General features: G+C 61.5%; 19 protein-coding genes. 7 read left to right on the forward strand and 12 right to left on the reverse strand.

From position 1 onward, the window contains the following. Positions 1–31 precede the first annotated feature (31 nt). Positions 32–1,528 (forward strand): type VII secretion protein EccB, encoded by a 1,497-nt coding sequence (gene eccB, locus AAFP35_RS04880; RefSeq protein ID WP_419220417.1) that lies wholly within the window; start codon positions 32–34, stop codon positions 1,526–1,528. Between the two features lie 302 nt (positions 1,529–1,830). Here eccB and AAFP35_RS04885 read toward each other — a convergent pair whose 3' ends face one another. Genes AAFP35_RS04885 through AAFP35_RS04905 form a run of 5 tightly spaced genes read right to left on the reverse strand, consistent with a single transcriptional unit; the run spans position 1,831 to position 6,744 of the window. Then, positions 1,831–3,792 carry a hypothetical protein gene (locus AAFP35_RS04885; protein ID WP_419220418.1) on the reverse strand — a complete coding sequence of 654 codons (1,962 nt, stop codon included), beginning with the start codon at positions 3,790–3,792 and terminating at the stop codon, positions 1,831–1,833. Beyond that, positions 3,789–4,616: a VOC family protein gene (locus tag AAFP35_RS04890; protein ID WP_419220419.1), complete on the reverse strand. Its 828-nt coding sequence runs from the start codon at positions 4,614–4,616 to the stop codon at positions 3,789–3,791. Before AAFP35_RS04890 ends, AAFP35_RS04885 begins: the two co-directional genes overlap by 4 nt. Positions 4,617–4,630: 14 nt before the next feature. Beyond that, positions 4,631–5,833 (reverse strand): hypothetical protein, encoded by a 1,203-nt coding sequence (locus tag AAFP35_RS04895; protein WP_419220420.1) that lies wholly within the window; start codon positions 5,831–5,833, stop codon positions 4,631–4,633. 5 nt (positions 5,834–5,838) lie between these two features. Then, a complete protein-coding gene (locus AAFP35_RS04900) occupies positions 5,839–6,150 on the reverse strand; it encodes a WXG100 family type VII secretion target (protein ID WP_419220421.1) in 312 nt (103 codons plus the stop codon). 48 nt (positions 6,151–6,198) lie between these two features. Further along, positions 6,199–6,744 (reverse strand): YbaB/EbfC family nucleoid-associated protein, encoded by a 546-nt coding sequence (locus tag AAFP35_RS04905; protein ID WP_419220422.1) that lies wholly within the window; start codon positions 6,742–6,744, stop codon positions 6,199–6,201. A 1,507-nt stretch (positions 6,745–8,251) separates the two neighbouring features. On the opposite strand from AAFP35_RS04905, the gene AAFP35_RS04910 reads away from it, so the two are divergent. Next, a complete protein-coding gene (locus AAFP35_RS04910) occupies positions 8,252–8,824 on the forward strand; it encodes a hypothetical protein (RefSeq protein WP_419220423.1) in 573 nt (190 codons plus the stop codon). 15 nt (positions 8,825–8,839) lie between these two features. On the opposite strand, the gene AAFP35_RS04915 is transcribed toward AAFP35_RS04910, so the two are convergent. The 5 genes from AAFP35_RS04915 to AAFP35_RS04935 form a co-directional block, all read right to left on the reverse strand. Continuing rightward, a complete protein-coding gene (locus tag AAFP35_RS04915) occupies positions 8,840–9,589 on the reverse strand; it encodes a VOC family protein (protein ID WP_419220424.1) in 750 nt (249 codons plus the stop codon). A 63-nt stretch (positions 9,590–9,652) separates the two neighbouring features. Next, positions 9,653–10,816 carry a hypothetical protein gene (locus AAFP35_RS04920; protein WP_419220425.1) on the reverse strand — a complete coding sequence of 388 codons (1,164 nt, stop codon included), beginning with the start codon at positions 10,814–10,816 and terminating at the stop codon, positions 9,653–9,655. 14 nt (positions 10,817–10,830) lie between these two features. Then, entirely contained in the window at positions 10,831–11,148 is a 318-nt protein-coding gene (locus tag AAFP35_RS04925; protein ID WP_419220426.1) for a hypothetical protein, read from the reverse strand. Positions 11,149–11,180: 32 nt separating this feature from the next. Beyond that, complete coding sequence (locus tag AAFP35_RS04930) at positions 11,181–11,708, reverse strand: YbaB/EbfC family nucleoid-associated protein (protein WP_419220427.1); 528 nt, start codon at positions 11,706–11,708, stop codon at positions 11,181–11,183. Between the two features lie 160 nt (positions 11,709–11,868). Beyond that, complete coding sequence (locus AAFP35_RS04935) at positions 11,869–13,299, reverse strand: WXG100 family type VII secretion target (protein WP_419220428.1); 1,431 nt, start codon at positions 13,297–13,299, stop codon at positions 11,869–11,871. A gap of 154 nt (positions 13,300–13,453) precedes the next feature. Between AAFP35_RS04935 and AAFP35_RS04940 the strand changes: the two genes are divergently transcribed. The 3 genes from AAFP35_RS04940 to AAFP35_RS04950 all read left to right on the forward strand — a co-directional run bounded on the left by AAFP35_RS04940 (position 13,454) and on the right by AAFP35_RS04950 (position 15,496). Continuing rightward, positions 13,454–14,203, forward strand: a complete 750-nt coding sequence (locus AAFP35_RS04940) for an ESX secretion-associated protein EspG (RefSeq protein WP_419220430.1) — start codon at positions 13,454–13,456, stop codon at positions 14,201–14,203. A gap of 183 nt (positions 14,204–14,386) precedes the next feature. Further along, positions 14,387–14,959, forward strand: coding sequence for a DUF3558 family protein (locus AAFP35_RS04945; protein WP_419220431.1), 573 nt, complete (start codon positions 14,387–14,389; stop codon positions 14,957–14,959). A gap of 51 nt (positions 14,960–15,010) precedes the next feature. After that, positions 15,011–15,496 carry a hypothetical protein gene (locus AAFP35_RS04950; protein ID WP_419220432.1) on the forward strand — a complete coding sequence of 162 codons (486 nt, stop codon included), beginning with the start codon at positions 15,011–15,013 and terminating at the stop codon, positions 15,494–15,496. A gap of 69 nt (positions 15,497–15,565) precedes the next feature. Here the strand turns inward: AAFP35_RS04950 and AAFP35_RS04955 are convergent, their stop codons facing one another. After that, complete coding sequence (locus tag AAFP35_RS04955) at positions 15,566–16,597, reverse strand: ketoacyl-ACP synthase III family protein (protein ID WP_419220433.1); 1,032 nt, start codon at positions 16,595–16,597, stop codon at positions 15,566–15,568. A gap of 16 nt (positions 16,598–16,613) precedes the next feature. After that, positions 16,614–17,285: a hypothetical protein gene (locus AAFP35_RS04960; RefSeq protein ID WP_419220434.1), complete on the reverse strand. Its 672-nt coding sequence runs from the start codon at positions 17,283–17,285 to the stop codon at positions 16,614–16,616. Positions 17,286–17,423: 138 nt separating this feature from the next. Between AAFP35_RS04960 and AAFP35_RS04965 the strand changes: the two genes are divergently transcribed. Continuing rightward, a complete protein-coding gene (locus tag AAFP35_RS04965; protein ID WP_419220435.1) occupies positions 17,424–18,227 on the forward strand; it encodes a hypothetical protein in 804 nt (267 codons plus the stop codon). A 408-nt stretch (positions 18,228–18,635) separates the two neighbouring features. Continuing rightward, positions 18,636–19,199, forward strand: a complete 564-nt coding sequence (locus AAFP35_RS04970; protein WP_419220436.1) for a DUF3558 family protein — start codon at positions 18,636–18,638, stop codon at positions 19,197–19,199. The last annotated feature ends 780 nt before the right edge of the window (positions 19,200–19,979 follow it).

The following is a 19,979-nucleotide window of genomic DNA, read 5'->3' on the forward strand; positions in this document are numbered from 1 at the left end:
GCACAAATGTACGGGGACGAGGGGAGGGTTTGTGCCCGCACAGTTGACAACCCGCCAACAAGTCAACGGATATCGCTTCCTTCTTCGTCGCCTCGAACATGCGTTGATGCGCCGGGACGTGCGGATGTTGCACGATCCGATGCGCTCCCATTTCCGGGCGGTCATCGTCGGTGTCGCCCTCGCGGTGCTGGTCACAGGTGGTGCGTTCGTCTACGGCCTCATCAAACCGGCCGGCTCGGTCGGTGACAGCAAGATCATCGTCACCAAGGATTCCGGTGGCCTGTACGTGATGATCGACGACACATTGCATCCCGTCTTGAATCTGGCGTCGGCGCGGCTGATCATCGGCAGCGCGGAGAAGCCGTCGTCGGTGTCGGAATCCAAGCTCTCCGGCTACAAGCGCGGTCCGCTGGTCGGGATTCCCGGTGCGCCACAGACACTTCCGGGCCCGAAGGACGAGAACCACTCCTATTGGACCGTGTGCGACACGGTGCTCGAGCCGACCGGTTCCGGATCGGTGGCCGGTGGTGTCAGCACCACCGTGCTCGCGGCGGCCCCGGAGAACCCGGGTGCCGCGCGGGAACTGTCCGCGAACGAGGGGCTACTCGTTCAATCGAATGACAAGACGTATCTCCTCAATGGCGGCAAGCGGTTCCTCGTCGACACCAAGGATCCCGCCGTCGAGCGTGCGTTCGATCTCGACGGCGCCACCGTGCGTCCCGTCAGCGCCGGGATGCTCAACGCTTTCCCTGAGGCCGACGAACTGACCACCCCGGACATCGAGGACCGGGGCAAGTCGTCGAAGACCGGGCTCGGTGCCGTCGGATCGGTGATCGAGGTCGCCGGTGTCGGCGACAGCGGCGCGACGCTGTACGTGGTGCTCGAGAACGGCGTCCAGAAGGTCACACAGGCGGCGGCCGACGTGATCCGGTACTCGGACGACGCCGGTGGCGGACAGGTCGACACCGTGGCCCCGGCCGCGATCACCGATGCCGCGCAGGTCCATGACCTCGCCGTCGACGACTTCCCGGCGGTAGCACCGAAGATCGTCGAGCAGCGACGTGATCCGGTGGGTTGTCTCGCGTGGGATCGCGGTACCGGAGAGGGCGAGGCGGCTCGCTTGCGCATCCTGGCCGGTACCGGTCTGCCGCTCGACGAGGGCAAGGCTCCGGTCGAGTTGGCCACCAGCGACAGTTCGGGCTCCGGTCTCGACGGCGCCTACATCCCGCCGAGTACCGGTGCATATCTCGCCACCACCGGCAGCGATCCCGAGTCGCCGCGTCGTGAGTCGCTGATGTTCGTCAACGACGCGGGTGTGCGTTTCGAGGTGGCCGATGCCGACACCGGCAAGGCCCTCGGTCTCGGCGACAAACCGCATGTCGCTCCCTGGCCCATCGTCGGATTGCTGCCGGCGGGCCCGCGGCTGTCGCAACACGATGCGCTCGTGGAACGGGACTCGGTGATGATGGCAGGCGGGACCGGTTCGGATGTGCAGGTCGGCGAGGGCGCAACCAACACGGAAGGCTGAGCGGCCGGCTGTCTCTCCCGTCGATCAGGCGTATCGATGCGGCGCAACGTCTCTACCGCTGATCGAGTAGCACCCGAGGCGCCAGCCGAGGGAGCGTATCGAGATCACTCCCGCTGATCGACAGGTATCCGGGGCCGCTTGACGTCTTGCCGTTGATCGAGTGGCACCCGAGGCTGTTGATGTCTCTACCGCTGTTACCGCTGTTACCGCTGATCGAGTAGCACCCGAGGCGCCAGCCGAGGGAGCGTATCGAGATCACTCCCGCCCACCCGAAACACCCACGCCACCAACATCTTACGAGATCACAAACCGTTCAGGAGCACAGCGGGAAGCCACACCACATTGCGCAACTGAAGTGTGCGTGTTCCGAACGCCGATGCCAACGCCAACGTGAGTGCGATCCCGACGGCATCGCGGTCGTCGGTCGTAGGTCCGTTGAGCTTGAGGGTGATTCGGCCGTCGCGCATCCGCCGCGCAACGGGCGGCAGTGCCGTCGATCGGACACCACGATGCGCCTGCATCGTGTTGCCCGACACCACATAGGTCGGTTTCAGGAGGAAGAGGTCGCCTCGACCGTCGGTGAGCACGTACTGGTGTGCGCGCAGGGAGAACGGCTTGCGCGTCACCTGGACCACTTCGAGCGGCCTCCCGTCGACGGTGACCGTCAGAGCGCTGACATCCGTTGTCCCGATCGGGATTCGATGATGGCTGCGAGGGCCGCGACGTTCCATGATGACGGTTGGTAGGCGTTCGCCGGAGACACGCACAGCTGCACCGTCTGCTCGGTACTCGGTGAGTGTTTCACCGTGTTCGGGGATGCGCAGATCCACGGACGTGGCGCCGTCAGGCGTCGTACGGGCGGCGCCGACGAACTCACGGTATGCAGGGCCCTCGGATGCGTAGGAGTCCACCGGGATGTCCGCCGGTTCGCGGAGGCCGTACGCCTCGGCGATATCCGGACGGTGACGCCAGAAATGGCGGGAGATCTCGCTGCGGTCGAAGAAGACCTCGGGGTCGATGAGGACGGGGCCGCGGTCGCCGCGTTGTTTGTCGAAACCGCCGAGATAGCGCAAACCGAACCAGTACGACCGAGTCGTGCCGACACCCACGACGGTCGGGCGCGCAATCGTCGGTACACCCAGTATCTGTGCGTGGCGGCTGTTCATCGGGTGGAGTTCGACGCCGGTCATGTCCGACCAGCTCAACCAGTCGGTGCGTCGAGGAGTGGTCATGATCAAGCCATCCGATGTGATGACGAGACCAGTGCTCCGCCAGCGAATCCGGTCGGGTCGTCGGCCGGACATGCGGATCACCCGACGGGTCACGGGTCTGACCAAGAACAGGGCCAGCACGATCACCGCAATGGCGGCGGTCACCTGAATAGGCAGGGTGATCAGTGCGACCAGCAGCCCGACAAGGGCGGCGATCACTACCACGATGACAGTGAGTACCCAGATCGCATCACGATTGAGCGAGCCGAGTCTGGCTTCGGCCAGCCATTCATCGCCGTCGCGATCCCCCGCGGCCGGTACCTCGGGGCGATCCGGGATCGGCGGGGGCGCAGTGTGCTGGGGTGTCCGCGCAGTGTGCACAGCCGGTTCCGGCGCCGGTGATCGAGGTGTTTGTGGCACTCCCATGGCTCGGTCGATCTGCGCTCCGAGTTCTGGGCAGCGAGTACCGATCACGGTGAGTACCGCGGCGAGTTCACCTTCCAGTTCGAATGCCGGGGTCAGCGGAATCTGCAGCCGCCCCCCGGCGGCACCTGCGGCCGATGACCATCGCGCGACCCGACGAATCCGATGGCGCACACGCAGTATCGCGGCGTCGACGGAGATGGTCATGTCGGGATACCTGGCTTCGGGCCGGGACGATGCGCTGTCCACGTGCAGTTCTGCAGTAGATTGCAGTTGTTCCCATGTGGCGAAGCCCGTCGTATCCAGGACGTCGACGATCAGGCCGGCCGGGGTAGCGACGATGTTGCGTCCCATCATCCGCCATCGGCGGGCCTGAAGACCCGTGATGCGGTGGAGGAATCGAGTCAATGAGTCCCACGAGCACCAGATGACGAAGAGCACCACGACGGCCCCGAACACGCCGTAGGCGGGCTCGGGGTATCCGCGGTTCAGTGCAAATCCGCCGACCGCGGCGACCAGTAGCAATCCGCCGATGAAGAGCAGACCGGACAGAGCATCGGTGGCGTGGGCGGACGCAAGCCAGGTGTCGCGGTCGGATCCGGTGTCGGCGTGAATCTTGTTGTCGGTCACAGTGTCAGCGTGGTCGGGAAGCCGGCGTTGTCGTCGGGTTCTGCGGTTGCGCTCTCATCGACGTCGGTGGTGTCTGAGGCCAGCTCGAGTAGTCCGAGCTCGGCGCCCCACGGGTCTCGGACGCGGGCCACCCGTCCTATCGGGGCAAAGGAAGACGGCGGTTGGGTGACCGTCGCGCCTTGGCGGGATGCCGCATCCACTGTGCTGTCGAGAGAATCGGTGCGGAAGTACGACATCCACCCGGAACGCGTGGAGCTCGGTCGGACACCAGCCACCGGATCGCCGTTCGTCGACACGAACATGCGATAAGCCCCGGCGTCGGTCTGTGCAGCAATCGGAGTCAGGTCGAGCAGGTCTCGATAGAAGTCTGCAATGGCGACCGGGTCGGCGGTGTCGAGTTCGAACCAGACCGGAGCACCGGGGATGTCCGCGGCGAACCCTTCGAACACGCGGGGTTCCCAGAGCGAGAAGGTAGCGCCGCCCGGGTCCTGCACTGTCACTGCGCGGGCCAGATCGTCCACATCGAAAGGACCACTGAGCAATTCACCGCCTGCGGTCCCGGGACGTTGGGCCACGTCCTCGAACTTCTCCGACGAGAAGTACAGGTGCCAGTAAGAAGTCGTGGCCGGATCGTCATCGGGGACGGCCGAGATCTGCGCGACAGGAGTACCGTCGCACACCGCGATGACCTGATCGCGATGTTCGGTGTACTGCCACCCGAACAACTCGCGATAGAACGCGGTCGAGCCTGCCGGATCAGGTGCTGCCAGGTCGATCCAACAGGGCACACCATGGGAGGCGGTCGTCAGGGCGGGTTCACTCATGTGCTCTCAGTCTGTCAGGGCGCTGCAGGTACGGGACTCGGACTCGGTGCCGGCGTCGGAACCGCGCCCGGTGTGGCCGCAGTGGTGGGACCGGGAGGCGCGGAAGGTGTTTCGGATGGTGAGGCACCGGGCGTGGGTGTGGTGGTGACGTTCGACGGCATCTCGCCCTCGCTCGACGAGCCGTCTTCGATGTTCTGCCAGACCTCGGAGCCGACTTCGCTGCTCGGTGTCGAGTGGCCTTCCATGCCGGGCAGCTTCTTGACGGCCGCAGTAGGCAGCGCTGTGACCGCCGACGACGCCGCCAACGCCTTGAATGCGGCCTTTGTCGGTGCCGAGGCCGTACCGCTGGCGAGTGCCTTGCTGGCGGAAACGATATCGAGGGCGCCAGGTTCCTGGCGGTTGTTGACGACGGGGAGCCAGCGCATCTTGTTGTCGAAGTATTGGGCTCCGAACTTCTTGGCGAAGGCGTTATTAATGGCCATGGAAGCAGGAGAAAGAAGTACATTCGCTGCTGCGCCGGTGACACCGGCCATACCGACCTTGCCCCAATCGACGTCCTTGTCGGCAGCCAGTTTCAGTGCCAGTTGCTTCGTGAGTTCTACGCCACTGCCCGTCAACGCCCCAATTCCGGCCTTGATCCCGAGTTGCACCGCAACATCTTTGAGCGTGTTGGCGCCGATCCTACGCATGACCGCAGACCCGATCTGCTTGATCGACAGCTGTGCGAGCTTGGCGATGATCTGCTGCACGGCGCGTTGGATGGCCGCCCGCAGGGTGAGTTGGGTGGCCACCTCGGCGGCCGCGATTTCTGCGGGCGCGCCCCAGTTGATCCACGCCGATGCGATGGCGATCGCGATGAAGGCAGCCAGCGCGACGAGCTCCACGATGTAGAAGATCTTCAGGGTGAGGATCTCGTTGGAGGTGTTGTTACAGCACTCGGCGAGAAAAGTTGCTTCCTTCTGAAGCTGTTCGAGTGATGTGTCGCCGGAGAAGAACTGTTGAAGATGTTGGGTGAGAGCAGCATTCGTCGGCCCCTCGATGGTGGCGAGGATGCCGCCGGCCAGTGCGGTCAGATCGGTGGCCAGGGTGGCGACGTCGGACTCGAAACTCGTCCAATGGTCGCTCATGCGGTCCATGGCGGTCTCGTCGCCCTCGGGCCATTCCATGCCGATCAGTGCCAGCGTTCCGGTGAGCGCACCGGGCAGTTCCATTCCCATGCCGACTACTTCGCGTTGAACGAGTCGGTGGTGTGGCCTTCGGTGGTCGCATAGTTATCGGCGACCTGGACCAGGAGCGTGCCGAGCTCGTCGAGATGTTGGGCGTGCGAGGAGGCGTTCTGGAATGCGGTCGTCGCCTTGGGTGAGTAACCCTCGGCGAAGCTAGAGCCCGTGTCATCGTGGCCCCAGCATTCGCCTTCCTGCTGCAGGCCGTCGGCGAGGAGCTGCTCCGCGCCGGACATCTGGGCCGCAAGGGTGTGGAACTCGTTGGCCTTCTTGCGGAACGTCTCTACATCGACTTTCAAGTGGTCGGGCATCGGTGCATTCCTCCCCGGGCGGAAACAGCGAGTCGTCAGGTGTGTCGGTCACCAAGCACTGTCGCGAAATGATGTGCGTGGCGGATCATCTCGGTCTTCGAGGTTCTCGAAGTACGGCTCTTCGGTTGGCTTCGTCGTGATCTCGAGCTCTTCGTACGACGACTCGTCGTCGGCCGGAAGTCCGCGGTGGCGGGGCGGAGTCAGTGGAGGCTCCGGCGGTGTCCCCAGCAAACCGTCGATGTTCGGCAGTCCTTCGAGCGCATCGGATGCGCGTGGGAGATCGTTTCGTCGATCGTTGATCGGTTGCCAGACCTCGGCGGCGGTGGCGTTGACTTCCGCAGCTGCCTTCTGCGCAGCGCTGGTGATGGCAGAGCTGAGACGATGCGGCGTTACCTGCGTGAACACGTCCTCGTCGAGGATCGTGTCGATGACGATGCCACGCGCATTCACCGCGACGGTCACACGACCGTCCAGCTCCGATGCGGTCGCCGTGAGTGCCGCGACCTTGTTGCGAGCATCGGTGATCTCACCGACCAGCGAATTCAGGCTTCCCATCAGGGAATCGACATCATCGGCGGTCCGTGGAAACTCCATGCGTATCTCCCCCTGAGCACGTGTTGGCGGCACGAGACCCCACTAGGCCGCAGCGTGGGTGTCAAGCGTAACAAGTTGTCTGCGACTCCCGAAGTGCATGACCGATCGAACCAACCAGAGGTGCCTCAACGTCCACCGATCGGTATGTGCGTGAAGCCGGTCAGTTCTCGCAGGTCGGCCGTGTCGGGTGTCGGAATTGAGAGCAGTTTCGCGAACCCCGCGGTGCGAGGAAGGTGGATATGGTCATTCGATAAGAGGACGTCTCGATGGTCGGCCAGTCGTGTGCTCCAATGTTGGTTCTGATCGTGGATGTCGACTGTGGTCGACGACCACCCCTCGCCGGGACGTGGCTCTGTGTGGCCCACCCATTGATGACTTACGGGATTGATGGAGATGAGACGTAACGACATCTGGATGGCAGAGTCCGGGCCGAGCGGCATGGGCTGCGCCACTGCAGCTCTCGGTGCACTCACGTCTGCAGTCACGTTCCTGATCGGGGTCTTTTTTGCAGTCGAGATGCTGACGACGTCGCAAGCACAGATGGTAACTGTCGGAATGTTGGTCGTCTTGGTAGTGCTTCCCCTGGTGGTCGTCTTCTGGGTGCGGAACTCCGGTGCACTGAACAGGGTGCGCCATGTGGGCTGTCACTTGGCGATGACGCCCGAAGGGGTCATCATCACCGGTCGGCACCGGACGGAGTGGCGGTATCTTCATAGTCGGTGGGAGCCAACCCGGCTGGCGCCTGAGTCGTACGGCCAGGAGATCGAGATCATTCCCGGACGCTCCGGGTCGATAGGTCGACTCGTAGGGCAGTCGGTACGACCAGATCGGACGGCACCAGACTGGAACTGACCGATTGGTGGTAGGGGGCATGGTTAGCGAAGATGAATGGCTCGCGGAGGCGTCGAGTGGTGGTACGGGTGGTCTGACCCAGCTCATTGTGCGAACCACGATAGTCATTGGTGCAGTGCTGGCAATCGTGACCGCTTTTCGGGAACTCGCGGCGGGACCTGCGACCGGAGTTGCAGTCTTCGCTGTACTCGGTGCTGTGATCTTGGCTGCGGGCATCCCGGCATTCGTACGTGCAGTCGGGTTTCGTCACGACCGCGTCTATTGGAATGGTGCACATCTCGCGGTGACCTGCAATGGTCTGATCATCAGTCGGCCGCACCGCACCGAATGGATTGCGTGGGAGGATATCTCCGGCGTCGAGACTCGACGCGCGGAGAGCCCTCCCGTTCCCCGTCCGATGATCGTCGGGCTCGGACGCAGGCGTCGAGAACGTAGCGGCCCACGGTGGATTGCCGCATTCGCAGACAATCACCGCACACGATCAGGCACTGTGGCTGTTGATATTTGGTCGTTCGTAGACCTGCGATCAGACACTGACATCGGTCGGAGCCTCAGGCGGTATCGGCCAGATCTTGCGGACGCATTGGGGGGTGTCCCACCACCGGTTGGCGATCTACCTCGAAAGCGAAGCTGGCGGGCCGCTCCAGTGCCGGATATGACCTGGTTCTTGGGCACGCCAGGGCCGAACTGTGCGATTGAGCATCCCGTGTACGGGAAGATCTCGGTCGAGAGCCGCTCTGGTCCCTCGTCGATCACTGTTGTCGGGGACCAGGTACCAACAGTGCATATAAGCCGCCGGGGCGGTGCTGCGCGACGATCGAGTCCCATTGAGACTCTCGATCCTGCTGGCATTGAGATGGCGGTCGGCGGTCAGTTGATCGAGGTAGTACACCTGCGGCGCAGCATTTTTCGCATACGGGAAGACGACTATCTGGTGACCGACGGTCACGGTTCGTTGTTTGGACTAGAGCCCGAAGGGGTGTGGATGCGTCGTCGGCAGATGAGGGCACGTTCCGGTATTCGTCCCGCTCGCAGGCGATTGATCGTGCGGCGCCATCGTGATGGTCACATCGACGTCAAGGTTCCCGCCGGCGCGGACGTACCTGAGGGTGAGATCGCTCTCGCGATGGCAATGGCGGCGGCGTTCGGCACGACGACTCTCAAAGTCAGCCGCCTGCCTCTAAGTGTCGTCATGTTCTTGGTGATTGTTGCGGCCAAGCACAAGTAGCGACGCCCTGGACCCTTAAAGGTCGAGTGTAATCGGGAAGCCCGCGTTGTCGTCAGGTGCCCGACTCTTGCCACTTGTCTTCCGCTGTTCCCGCAGGCCGAGCAGTGCGCCGTGCGGATCGCGGATGAATGCAGTTGTGCCGATCAGCGTTTCGCACGGTGAGGAGGCAACCGTGCCACCTGCTGCCGTAGCGGTGTCGAGTGTCGCGGCAAGGTCGGTGACGAGAAAGTAGGTGCGCCAATGTGCAGCAGTGGCAGACTGAACAACTCCGGCAATTGGGCGGTCGTCTCCGATGAACAGTCGATAGCTGCGATCACCGAGATGAGCAGAGGCGGGCTCGAGTTCAAGGGTCTGACGGTAGAAATCTACTATCGCAACCGGGTCTTCGGTCACGAGTTCCGTCCAGGACGAGGCCCCGGCCACGTCGGTGAGGAATTCCCCCGGTGTCGCGGACTGCCACACGCTGAAGGTCGCGCCCGCGGGGTCTCGGAGAGTGGCGATTGCAGCAACCCCACGATAGTCCGTGGGCCCCCACAAAACCGTGCCGTCGGGTTGACGGGCGCGGGCGAGCGTCGAGTGGAGATCGGAAACCTCAAGATACACGTGCCAGTACGACAGTCCCTGTCCGAGTTCGGCATCGTCGGACCACACGCCGCATACTGGGCGATCGTTGACGAGGGCTATCGAATCAGTATCTGTTCCATCGAATTGCCAACCGAAGATTGCCTGATAAAAGGCTCTACTCGTAGTCGGATCGGGTGTCACGAGGTCTAGCCAACGTAGGCTCCCGGAAGGCGTGTCTTGCGGGTATCGAGGCATCGTCAACGATCAGTTGGCAGTAGTGGCGGTCGGAACAGGTCCGGTCTCTGGTGGCGCCGAGGGAGCGTGCTGCGCCGTAGTGGGCATCGAGTCGCCACGCGTTGGTGTGGCGCTCGGCGATGCGGTTGGTTCGGCAGGTGCGCTATCAGGCGCAACCGAATGAGGATCTTCATGGGTCTGCTCGGTCGGTTGGGCCAGGTAATCAACAGCGGGTCCGGTCGCCGTCCCGAGGGCCTTGTCCGCGGGGCCGGTACCTGGCACCACTTTGCTGGGGAGTTTGTCGTTTCCCCAAGCGGTGCCGGTCTTTATGGCGGCATTGCCGAGAACTTCGGTGACCTTGTCTCGCGTACGTGTGGTTCCTTCAGGTGCGGCGACCGCGGCGGACAAACGATTCTTCAGTCGGTCGTCAGCCGTTCCGATGATGCTTTCGGCCTTGCGGGAGAGAGGGCTGAACAGAGCGCCTGTCGCAGCGCTCGCAGCCGACTTGGCGATCACCTCCTTGGGGTCGATCGGCTTCTCCCACAACACATTATCGCGGACCTGAGCCAGCGTCGTGAAAGCGAGCTTGTTGGCTCCCTCCACGATCGCGCCGTCGAAAGCCTTGGCGCCAAGCCCCGAGACCAGATCCTTGCCCAGAAGCTTTGCCATCTCTTTGGTCGACGTCGTCGCGAACTGTTCGATGCCCTTTTCCAGCAGCTTGGCCATGATGCGTCGCACCACGAGGTTGATCGCTTCGGTCAGTGTCATTCGGCCCGCGAATATCGCCTCGGCGATCTCGATGGGTGCCGACCAGTTGACCTCCGAGGTGGCAATCAGGAAAGCCACGTACGCAGCCAGCGCCACCAGCTCGGTGATAAAGATCAACTTGAGGACAAAGATTTCCGTCGACATGGTGTCGCAACAGTCGGCGATGTCGTTCGCTTGGTCCACTAGTTTGTCGAGCGACAGATCACCGGACAGGAGCGAGCTGAGCTGGGCGTCAAGGGCTTTCTGCATGTCGCCTTCGACCGAATGTCCGACTCCTGATGCCACCGAATCGAGTTGCGTGCGGATCAGCTCAACTTTGTGCGCGAACTGTTCCCAGTCGTGGTTGAGCCGATCCATCGCGGTTTCGTCGCCCTTTGGCCACTCCATGCCGACAAGGCCAAGTGGCCAGGTCACCGCTGCGGGCATCTCGAGTCCCATCGCTACCGACCGGCCTCACGATTCGCCGTGGCATTGCGTTGCTCTTCGTCCTGGGCACGCTTTGCCGACTCGACCAGAGCCACGTGCAGGTTGTTCAGGTGGGTCGCGACGCTGTCGGCGTTGGTGAACGCGGTGTTCGCCTTGGGCGAGTAGGCCCCCGCAAACGCCTTACCAGGGTCGTCGTCGCCCCAACACTCGTTCTCGTATCGCAACTGCGAGGTGAGGATCAACTCGGCGTCTTTGAGCTGTTCGCCAAGCTCGCCGATGAGTGTCGCGTAGCGCGTGAACTGCTCCGGCTCGAGCAGGAAGTGATCGGCCATGGTTTGGTCCCCCTATGTGAAGCTGGCGTCGGTCACCAAGCGCGATCGGTGACGCTGTGACGTTTCGGAGATGCCGTGCTGAGGTCTTCGTAATGCGGCTCGTCGTCGGCGATGGCGGTCTCTTCGACCTCGACGTAAACCTCGTCCGCCGGCTCCGATGGGGCAGTCGATGGTGGCTCGGGCTGCGGTCCGAACAGCGATCCGATGTCGGGCAGACCATCGAGGATGTCCGTCGCGCGTGGCAACGATTTCTGCATCTCGATGACCGGCGCCCATAGCTCTTGGGTCTTCTTGGCGACTTCCTGAGCTGCCCCCTGCGTAGCCGCCGTGAAGGCGCTGCTGAGTCGACTTGCGGTGGTGGAACTGAGGGCATCCTCGTCGACGACGGTGTGGACGACCAGGCCGCGGGCATTGACGGTGACCTGGAGGCGACCTTCAAGCTCGGTCGCGGTGGCGGTCAGTGTGGCCGCCTGCTCGCGAATGGTGCCCATTTCGCCGATCAGTGAACTCATCGTGTCGAGCAGCGGCTCGACATCGTCAGCGGTACGCGGAAAATCCATACCCGACCCCCTGGCAGATCTCAGTTGGCGAAAAGGTAGCAGTGCACACCAGTCCTTTTCCAACTCCGACCGTGGGCTGTCGTTTGCTTGACCGACCTGTAACAGCGCAGGTGGGAGCGCCTATCGGACAAATCGGACGCGATGCGTCGCTGTAACTCAGTCACTCCTTGAGAACGACTGGCACAGCTTTGATCGGCTCGCCGAGAATTGCCTCACCGTTGCGGGTCGTGCGCAAGAACTTATTGGCCTTGTGTTCCTTGTCTTCGCCGCCGCCGCCCTTCGCTCCTGCACCCCCGGCGCCCATTGGTCCGCCCATGCCGCTGGCTGACGCGCCCCGGCCGCCCGTCATTGCGCGCTCTACAGCTGCCGCGTCTTTGAGTCCCTTGGCCAGGGTGCCTTCCTTTGACAGCGCATCGAGGGCCTTCGCACCCAGCCCACCGGCGCCACCGCCGCTCTTGAGACCTCCTCCACCACCGGCTCCGCCGCCTCCGTGGCCTTTCAGCTTCGCTTGGGCCGCCTTTTGCAGCGCCGAGAGCCCAGCAGGGGTGGTCTTGAGCGCGGCTTCTTTGGCCTTGTCGATGCCCGACATGGCCTGCTTGGCCGCATTCTGCGCCTGCGACAGAGCGTTCTGGCCGAGGCTGGACGCCTGTTGAAGGCCAGAGGTCATGTTGCTCAGCGGGTTGCTGGTCGTCGAGGGCGAGTTGGGGGTGGTCGGGTGCGTGGAGGTGGGGAGCTTCGTGTTCTGCCCAAGGTTTGGAGTACTCGTTGCTCCAGGCCCGCCACTCATCCCAGACGGAGACCCGCTGCCTGGTCCGGGACCGGTACTGGGGCTACCCGGAACGGGACTCGGTGTCGGGGGAGGATCATCGGCGCCGATGAAGGCCGGGATGTTCTTGTCGGAGTTTGTCAGACCAGGATCGAACGTGGAGGTCATGACGGTCCGTGTCGATTCGTCGGCCGATTCCTCTGCCAGCTTGAAGATCGGGTCAAAGTACGGTTTCGCGCTGTCGCAACAGACATCCATCTTGAGGCCCTGTTCGCCCTCGAGCGAGACATCAGCAAAGTGATAATCGGAGTCGTCGATGTCGTCACTGTTGATCGTGTCGTAGACGTACTTTCGAACCTCTTCAGGGCGGGGGAGATTGTTCTTGGTGACGTCCATGTAGTCAGACAGCCCATTGAGGTTGCTACTCATCGCATCCAGCGCTGACTCGAGGGCGTGCCCTTTGGCGACGTATGCTTTGGTTACCTGATCGGCTGCTGCGGCCGCGGGTCCGCTCCACTGGCTACCGAGGATGGACTCCATCCCGTTCTTCATGTCCTTGAACCCGGCCTCGAGCAACCGAGCGATGTCATCCCACGCCTTGCCCACCTCACGAACTGAGTTGGGCTTCAGTCCATTTGACGGGTAATAGATGTTGAACCATTTCTTGTCGTCCCACCGCTCTGTGTGACCGAAGACGGTGTTGCCGTCAGGTGAGACATCTTTGCCAAGCGAGTAAGGCGTGTCAGCCTTTGTCTTGCCGGTGCGGTCACCAGCTTTGAAGGGGTTCTTGTTGACGTAGTCCTTGTAATTGTCTCCACCACTCATTTGGCATCCCCCGTCCACGGTGCAGCTTGTCACTCAAGAGCCACCGGTAGACTACTGCACCGATGAATCCGCAGCCGATTTTGCAGCGTGGCTTGGTACGGGGGTAACGATGGGCGCTGAAGGTGTCGACAGGCGGGGTCAGTTCTTGGGGACCGTGACCGCTCAGGAGGTCTCCGTCTTCGCTGACCTCTGGGGACAAGCATGGATGCCCTATCCGCTGCTCAGCCGTCCTGGCTCGATCAGCGACGAGGCGCTTGATCGGCTCCACGCCAGTATCAGGGACCGCATCGACAAGGATCCACCGCGCGTCCTCGAGGAGTGGGCAAGGACATCGATCCTCCCTGACCTGCGAGTTGAGGCGCTCGTGTCGGACCCAGACCGCGAACGAAACCGGGACAACAAGTGCATGCGCATCAACGCGGTGAGGCGGAACGACTTCGGTTTCGTAGCGGTGCAGCACACGGACGACACCGACGCGCCTTCCGGCGACATCAGTGTTTTCTCCATGGAAGCGGTCGATTTGGGCGCGGCGATCGTGGCCGCTCTTCCTGCGTTGAAGGTCACGAAGTCGCGCGGCGATGTTCGTTTGCCCTCTCATCGACCATCCGAGAGCCGTTCGAATTCGCTGTATGACGCTGGGTCTGATGTCGATCCCGTGAATGACTCGTCGCCCCTGGGGGAAGCCGTGTCAGCTGGGTTCCTGCAGGTTCGTGAGGGCCGGGATGCGGAGAGGCGGTTGGAACGCACCGCGCCGCGTCTGGTGTGGAGTGACTACCCCGAGTACGGTCGGTACGTATTCGCAGGTGGGGTGTTGAAATCGGTGGATTCGGCTGGGATGCAGAATTGTGTCAATGGCATGATCGGCCGCATGGTGAGTGTGATCCGTGAGCGTCGGGGAGGTTGAGTACGTGGACGGGCGTCTGTCATGAGTGGGCCGGTGCCGCCGCAGGGCGGGTCACAGCCGTCGTGGGGTGGGGTGCCGCCTCAGGCGGGCCCTGGGTTCGGTGGGTTTCCTGGCGGCCCTGGGGGGCCTGCGCCGCGTAGGTCTCGGCGGTGGCCGTGGTTCTTGGGTGGCTTGGCTGCGGTCGTGGTGATCGTGATTGTCGTGGTCGTCGCGGTCATGGCTGGTGGTGGTGATGATTCATCGGAGTCGCCGGGCGCAGAGTCATCGAAGTCTTTGGTTGGTCCGGAGGGGACGATCACGGTCCCGGCTAGCGAGAACCCGTTGCCGCCGGAGCAGCTATGGGATCCGAAAGAACTGCCGGATTCTGTATTGGATCCCATGAGGTTTGAACGCTCGACCACAGAGGTCTGTGATCTAAGGCAAAACGTCAAATCTTGCCAGTGGGCCACGCCGTCCTGGAGCGAAGGCGGTGTCTACGGTGGATATGTCTTCGCATCGACGCAGTCGTTCGATGAGTTACTTCAAAAACGTGGCTGGGCTCCATTTGAAGAGACAAATGTCAAGGGGCAGAAGGCGGTGCGGTTTTCAGCAGATGGCGACTTTTCTCGCAGCTGCGATATAGCGTGGGGTACAAGTTTTGGCTCGATGTGGGTCACGATTCGAGCAATTGGAAAGGATGACCCAAACGATCCTTTGAATCCGTGCGCATCTGCTGCTGGGTGGGCTGGGAAGGTCTATGAGTACGCGCCAAGGTGAGTAGACGGCGATTTTATACAACAGATAGCGACTTCAACTGGGAAGGGTGTCATGGTCCTGAAAGCGCCGGATGTATCACCGAAACAATTCACAGATTTGAACCAAGCTGTGGATTCCAGTTCTTCGTCTGTGGCGGATGGAGACCTTTTTCTTGAGCCCGAAGCGGCAGCCAACGCTGCCAGAGCATGTGCGCAGCTAATCGACGGATTGAAAAATGCGGCCAACCAAGTGGGGCGAGTTTCGAGAATTGAAGGGCTTGGCGCCTATGGCTCGGATAAAAAGCTGCGGGATCAGCGTCTACAATTAAAAGGTACGGGTACCGAGGACTCGTTAGATAAACTATTGGCGAAGCATATCGAGTCGGTTACGAAGTTGCGTGACCTTTACATTGCAGCCGGGCGTGCTTATCAGGACACTGAGTTCGAAGGAAAGCAAAAGTTCGCGCGTGTCGACTTCGATAATCTGACATACGGCACTGTGAATTCGTCGACGGGTGAGCCCACCGGAGAATCAGCCTTAGTCGTTCAGAAGAAGTAGATTATTTTCCACGTTTGCTCGCCACGGGCCATGGCTTCTTTCGGTTGTCTAGAGGACAATTGTGGCGACCTAGACTATTGTAACGACAACATAATTCAATGACGCTGCTAGGCCGTGCGCGCCCAGAAGAACATTGTCTCCTGAGGAGATTATATTCCGTTCAGTGAGGTGGAGGAGCCCGACCGCATGGTCATTAACCGACAAATGTCCGACACTGCGGCCGAATTGCTGTACCCCCTCGTGAAGCGGCATGGGGTAGCGTCGAATGATCAGGTCGGCAATGGAATTGTCTCCACCAAAGCCGGGGAGAAAGTACTTGATGTCTCCGGGGGTGAGGCCGGCGAGTTCTAAAGCCTCCTCAACGGCGGCCAGTGCGGTCCGCGCTGTACGAAAACTCAAGGCACGCAACCATTGCGGATGCTCCTCGACGGCAGCGGTGATCTCCCGAATTTCGGTGGGAGTCGGTGCCGATAGTGGGACTGGGAATGGCCGGCCAGGCTTTCTGAAGGCCTCCTCGAACTCAGGTACGGACGCCGTTGCAACCGACGTAACCTTCGCGAAGCCTCCGGTGTTCGTGACGACTATCGCATGAGCAGCGTCACCAGGGAGGGGCATGTTCCGAGAGAGACCTCGATGGTGGCGCACCCACTCAAATCGGTCATACCAGAAGTGATTGTCGGCCCCTGTGACAAGAACTGCCGACGGGTTGTCGCAGGCGGAAACCATACTGCCTGCGAGTTGCAGGGCGGCCAGTCCGCCACTGCACACCTGTCTGACTTCGAATGCCGTCCCCTGGTCACCGATCGTGTGTCGTTGAATGTAATGATGCGCTGGCCACATCACGCTGCCCTGGAAAAGGCTGGCGGCGTGGATGAGCAGACTGAATTGGTCTCTTGGCACGGTCGTCGATTTAAGGGCGTCGCGTCCCGCGGCAATCGCCATATCTGGTGGACTGACATCGCCTGCGACAGAGACCCCAGTCCATCCCCAGTCGCGGAGCTCATCGGCAGACATCTCGCCACATGCGACCACATCTGACAACGGGCGGCTCGTGGGGAGGTATGTGCCGATGCTGTCGATATAGACGTTGTCGAATCTCATTGGTTCACATCGTCTGTCAGATCCGCAGTCCGACATCTACACCCGGTCCGCCAGTGGGTGGGTTTTGCATGGACTCGGGAGCGATGGCAGTGGCCAACGAGCGTTCCTGGTCTGGTGCGATGCCAGATTCCTGCGCAAGCGTTGCCGCAGCTCGTGCAATAGAGTCATCGCGACCATCGATCACGGACGCGACGTACGCGGGTAGCAGAGTATTGAGTGCGTGATATTCGCGCTTATACCCAAATTCTCGAAGCTTATCGGTGATCGGATGGGTAGGCGCGGTGGCAGAGAGTCCGTCTGCGATCGCTGCTCGGAGGGCTGATCCATCGTGTGCCGGGGAATTGCGCACAAGCTCTGCTGCCTCTCGATACCACCGCTGCGCTGTATCGGATTGGCCGGAGTCGCGGGCGGCGGCAGCGGCCGCAACTTGAACCGTCGGCAGGAGATCGCGGACCGAGCCCGGATCACATGCCAAAGCGAAGTCCAAAGCGGATTGGGACCATTCGAGCCTTTTGTCGGCGCTACTTTGGGTGCGAGCCAGGTGATAGGCCGCAACACACTGCTCAAACGGTTCTTCGGCTGCGTCCCAGGCGTTTCGGTATGCCGCAGCGGCGTCCGCGAACAGTCCCACGCTCTCAGCTGAAACGCCGCGTTGGCACAATTCCAGGACGTCGTCCAGTCGACTCACTTCGGCATCCTCCCCACGTGATGCGGACCTGCTGACGGGTAGTCTAACCACGCACGAACACCGCCGTGAGAGCGGCGACGGTGTGAATAAGGCATCCACGGCATCGTCGGGTGCAAATGCGGACCGGGGGAGGACGGAATGTCCACGGGCACCACTGCGCGCTCGCTCTGGGAGCGCGCAACCGAGGCGCAATCGACAGCTGAGTCGGCGCGACTGCTGAATCAGGCGTGGGAAGTGTCGACGACGCCACTGGAGCGAGCCCTGAGCGCGCATTATCTGTCGCATGCCGCGAGCGGTGATGACGATCGAGTTCGGTGGGCGCGATTGAGTGTGGAGTCTGCGGCCGAGGCAGAGTTCACCGACGTCGTCGAGTACTTGCCGGCGATTTACCTGGCCCTCGCGGAGGCGTATCGGCGGTTCGGGGATGCCGAGTCAGCTCAGACGCACTACTTGAACGCGGCCGAGGTTGCCGAATCCTTGGAGAGTGCAGGTGCGGAGATCGAGGACCAAACCTGGGCTGCGATCACCACCGGGCTGGCCGCTTGCGGGTTTGTGGCGCAGGGGCTGTCCGAGGACGTTTTCACCCTGATCGACTCCTTGGTGGAGTCCAACTCTTTCGGTGCCTTGAGTGTGGTGCTGCCCGCGGTCTTGCGGTGCACTGGCACCGACGAGCAGGTCATTCGGTTGATTGACGCGTTGGAGAGTGCTTACTGGACGCCGGGGCTAATCGGTGATGAGAATCGTGTTCTGACGTTGGCGGCGATCGCTGCGGCGCGGATACAGATCAGTGCAGACGCAGCGCCGCAATCGTCTTCGGCAGGTATTGGTGAGGTCAGTACCGCGGATTTGGGTGTGGTAGCCGAGTCGGCGGCGTCGACTGTGACAGATATGGAAGCCGCAGAAGAGGGCGGGGACGGGCTTGACGTGCCGTTCCGGTTGTAAGCAGCTTTGCGAGCTGTCTGAGACGTCGATCAGCAGATTAGCCGCCGGACGGGCTCAGTTGCGCCGGTTGATGTTTCGACATGAATGTGAGCCCAGCGCTGGTCCAATGTTGGTGCATTCGTTATCCGGCGACGAGGATGATGCGGTAACGACAGCTCGGAAATGAGTGCCGAAGAAGTACTCAGTGTCGGATGTTGAGTGATCCGTGAGCGTCGGGGAGGTTGAGTAAGTGGACGGGCGTCTGTCATGAGTGGGCGGGTGCCGCCGCAGGGCGGGTCACAGCCGTCGTGGGGTGGGGTGCCGCCTCAGGCGGGCCCTGGGTTCGGTGGGTTTCCTGGCGGCCCTGGGGGGCCTGCGCCGCGTAGGTCTCGGCGGTGGCCGTGGTTCTTGGGTGGCTTGGCTGCGGTCGTGGTGATCGTGATTGTCGTGGTCGTCGCGGTCATGGCTGGTGGTGGTGATGATTCATCGGAGTCGCCGGGCGCAGAGTCATCGAAGTCTTTGGTTGGTCCGGAGGGGACGATCACGGTCCCGGCTAGCGAGAACCCGTTGCCGCCGGAGCAGCTATGGGATCCGAAAGAACTGCCGGACTCGGCTCTGAACCAAATGCAGCTTGAACGAACTGGTGAGATTTGTGACCTGCGTCAAAATGTGAAGTCATGCCAGTGGCTTTCTCCCGCATGGGATTCGCGGGGAATGTACTCTGGAATCGCCTATTCAACTACCTCTTCGTTTGACGAAGTTCTGAGGCGGCCGAACTTCTCCAATTTTGAAGACATAAAGGTGGCGGGTCAGCGTGCAGTAAAATACTCTGTCAATGGAAGCAGTTACAGTGACCGCTGCGATATTGCATGGGGAACGAGATTTGGAGCAATTTGGGTAACAATCGGTCGGCAAGGCGCGAATAATCCTATTGATCCTTGTGAGAAAGCGCTGCAATGGGCGGAATATGTCCACGAGGCCGCCCCTAAATGATTGATTCATCTGCGCCTGATGTCTAAACCGTCAACGATCCGTGATTATAGGAAGGCTCAATTCCGGTATCTGTTCCCTGGGGACCGGCTTGACGTGCCGTTCCGGTTGTAAGCAGCGTTTCAATCTGTTTGAGCCCTCCGGGTGGACTTCGTTGCGCTGGTCGATGATTCGACACGGATGCGAGCCCAGCGCTGGTCCGGTGTTGTGCGTTGGCTATCGGGCGATGAGGATGTTGCAAGTAACGGACAGCTCGGAAGTGAGTGCCGAAGGGGTACTCAGTGTCGGGTGGTGAGTGTGATCGCCGAGCGTTACAACCCCTGGTCTAGATTTTGGGTACGGGGGGTATGTCTATTCCTCCACATCATCGTTTGACGAGGTCCTTAACCGTCAAAGCTTTACGAACCAAACTCGCGTACGAGTGAACGGCACGCCTGCGACACAATACAATGTTAACGGCAAGACATACCGCGATCGTTGCGATATTGCTTGGGGGACGCGTTTCGGATCTATTTGGGTAACGATCAGTGCGGCAACCCCAGATTCGGAGCCGGTCAACAATTGTGAGAAAGTGAACGAACTAGCAAGCGTGGTTCGTGCTAACTCGCCAGGTTGATCGGGCAATTATTGTCACCGACTGTGACAATGAAGGAAGGTTTATCCTGCTCCAGATTTGTCAGCCCGGGCTCTTACGGACTGGAGGACGCAACGAGGGCTAGCTGTACTGACCCGGGACGTTAAGTACGGCGGTCGGCGAGTCGACGTGACATAGGGAAGACCTCC

The organism is Gordonia sp. CPCC 206044, assembly GCF_048537895.1.
Classification (GTDB): Bacteria; Actinomycetota; Actinomycetes; order Mycobacteriales; family Mycobacteriaceae; genus Gordonia.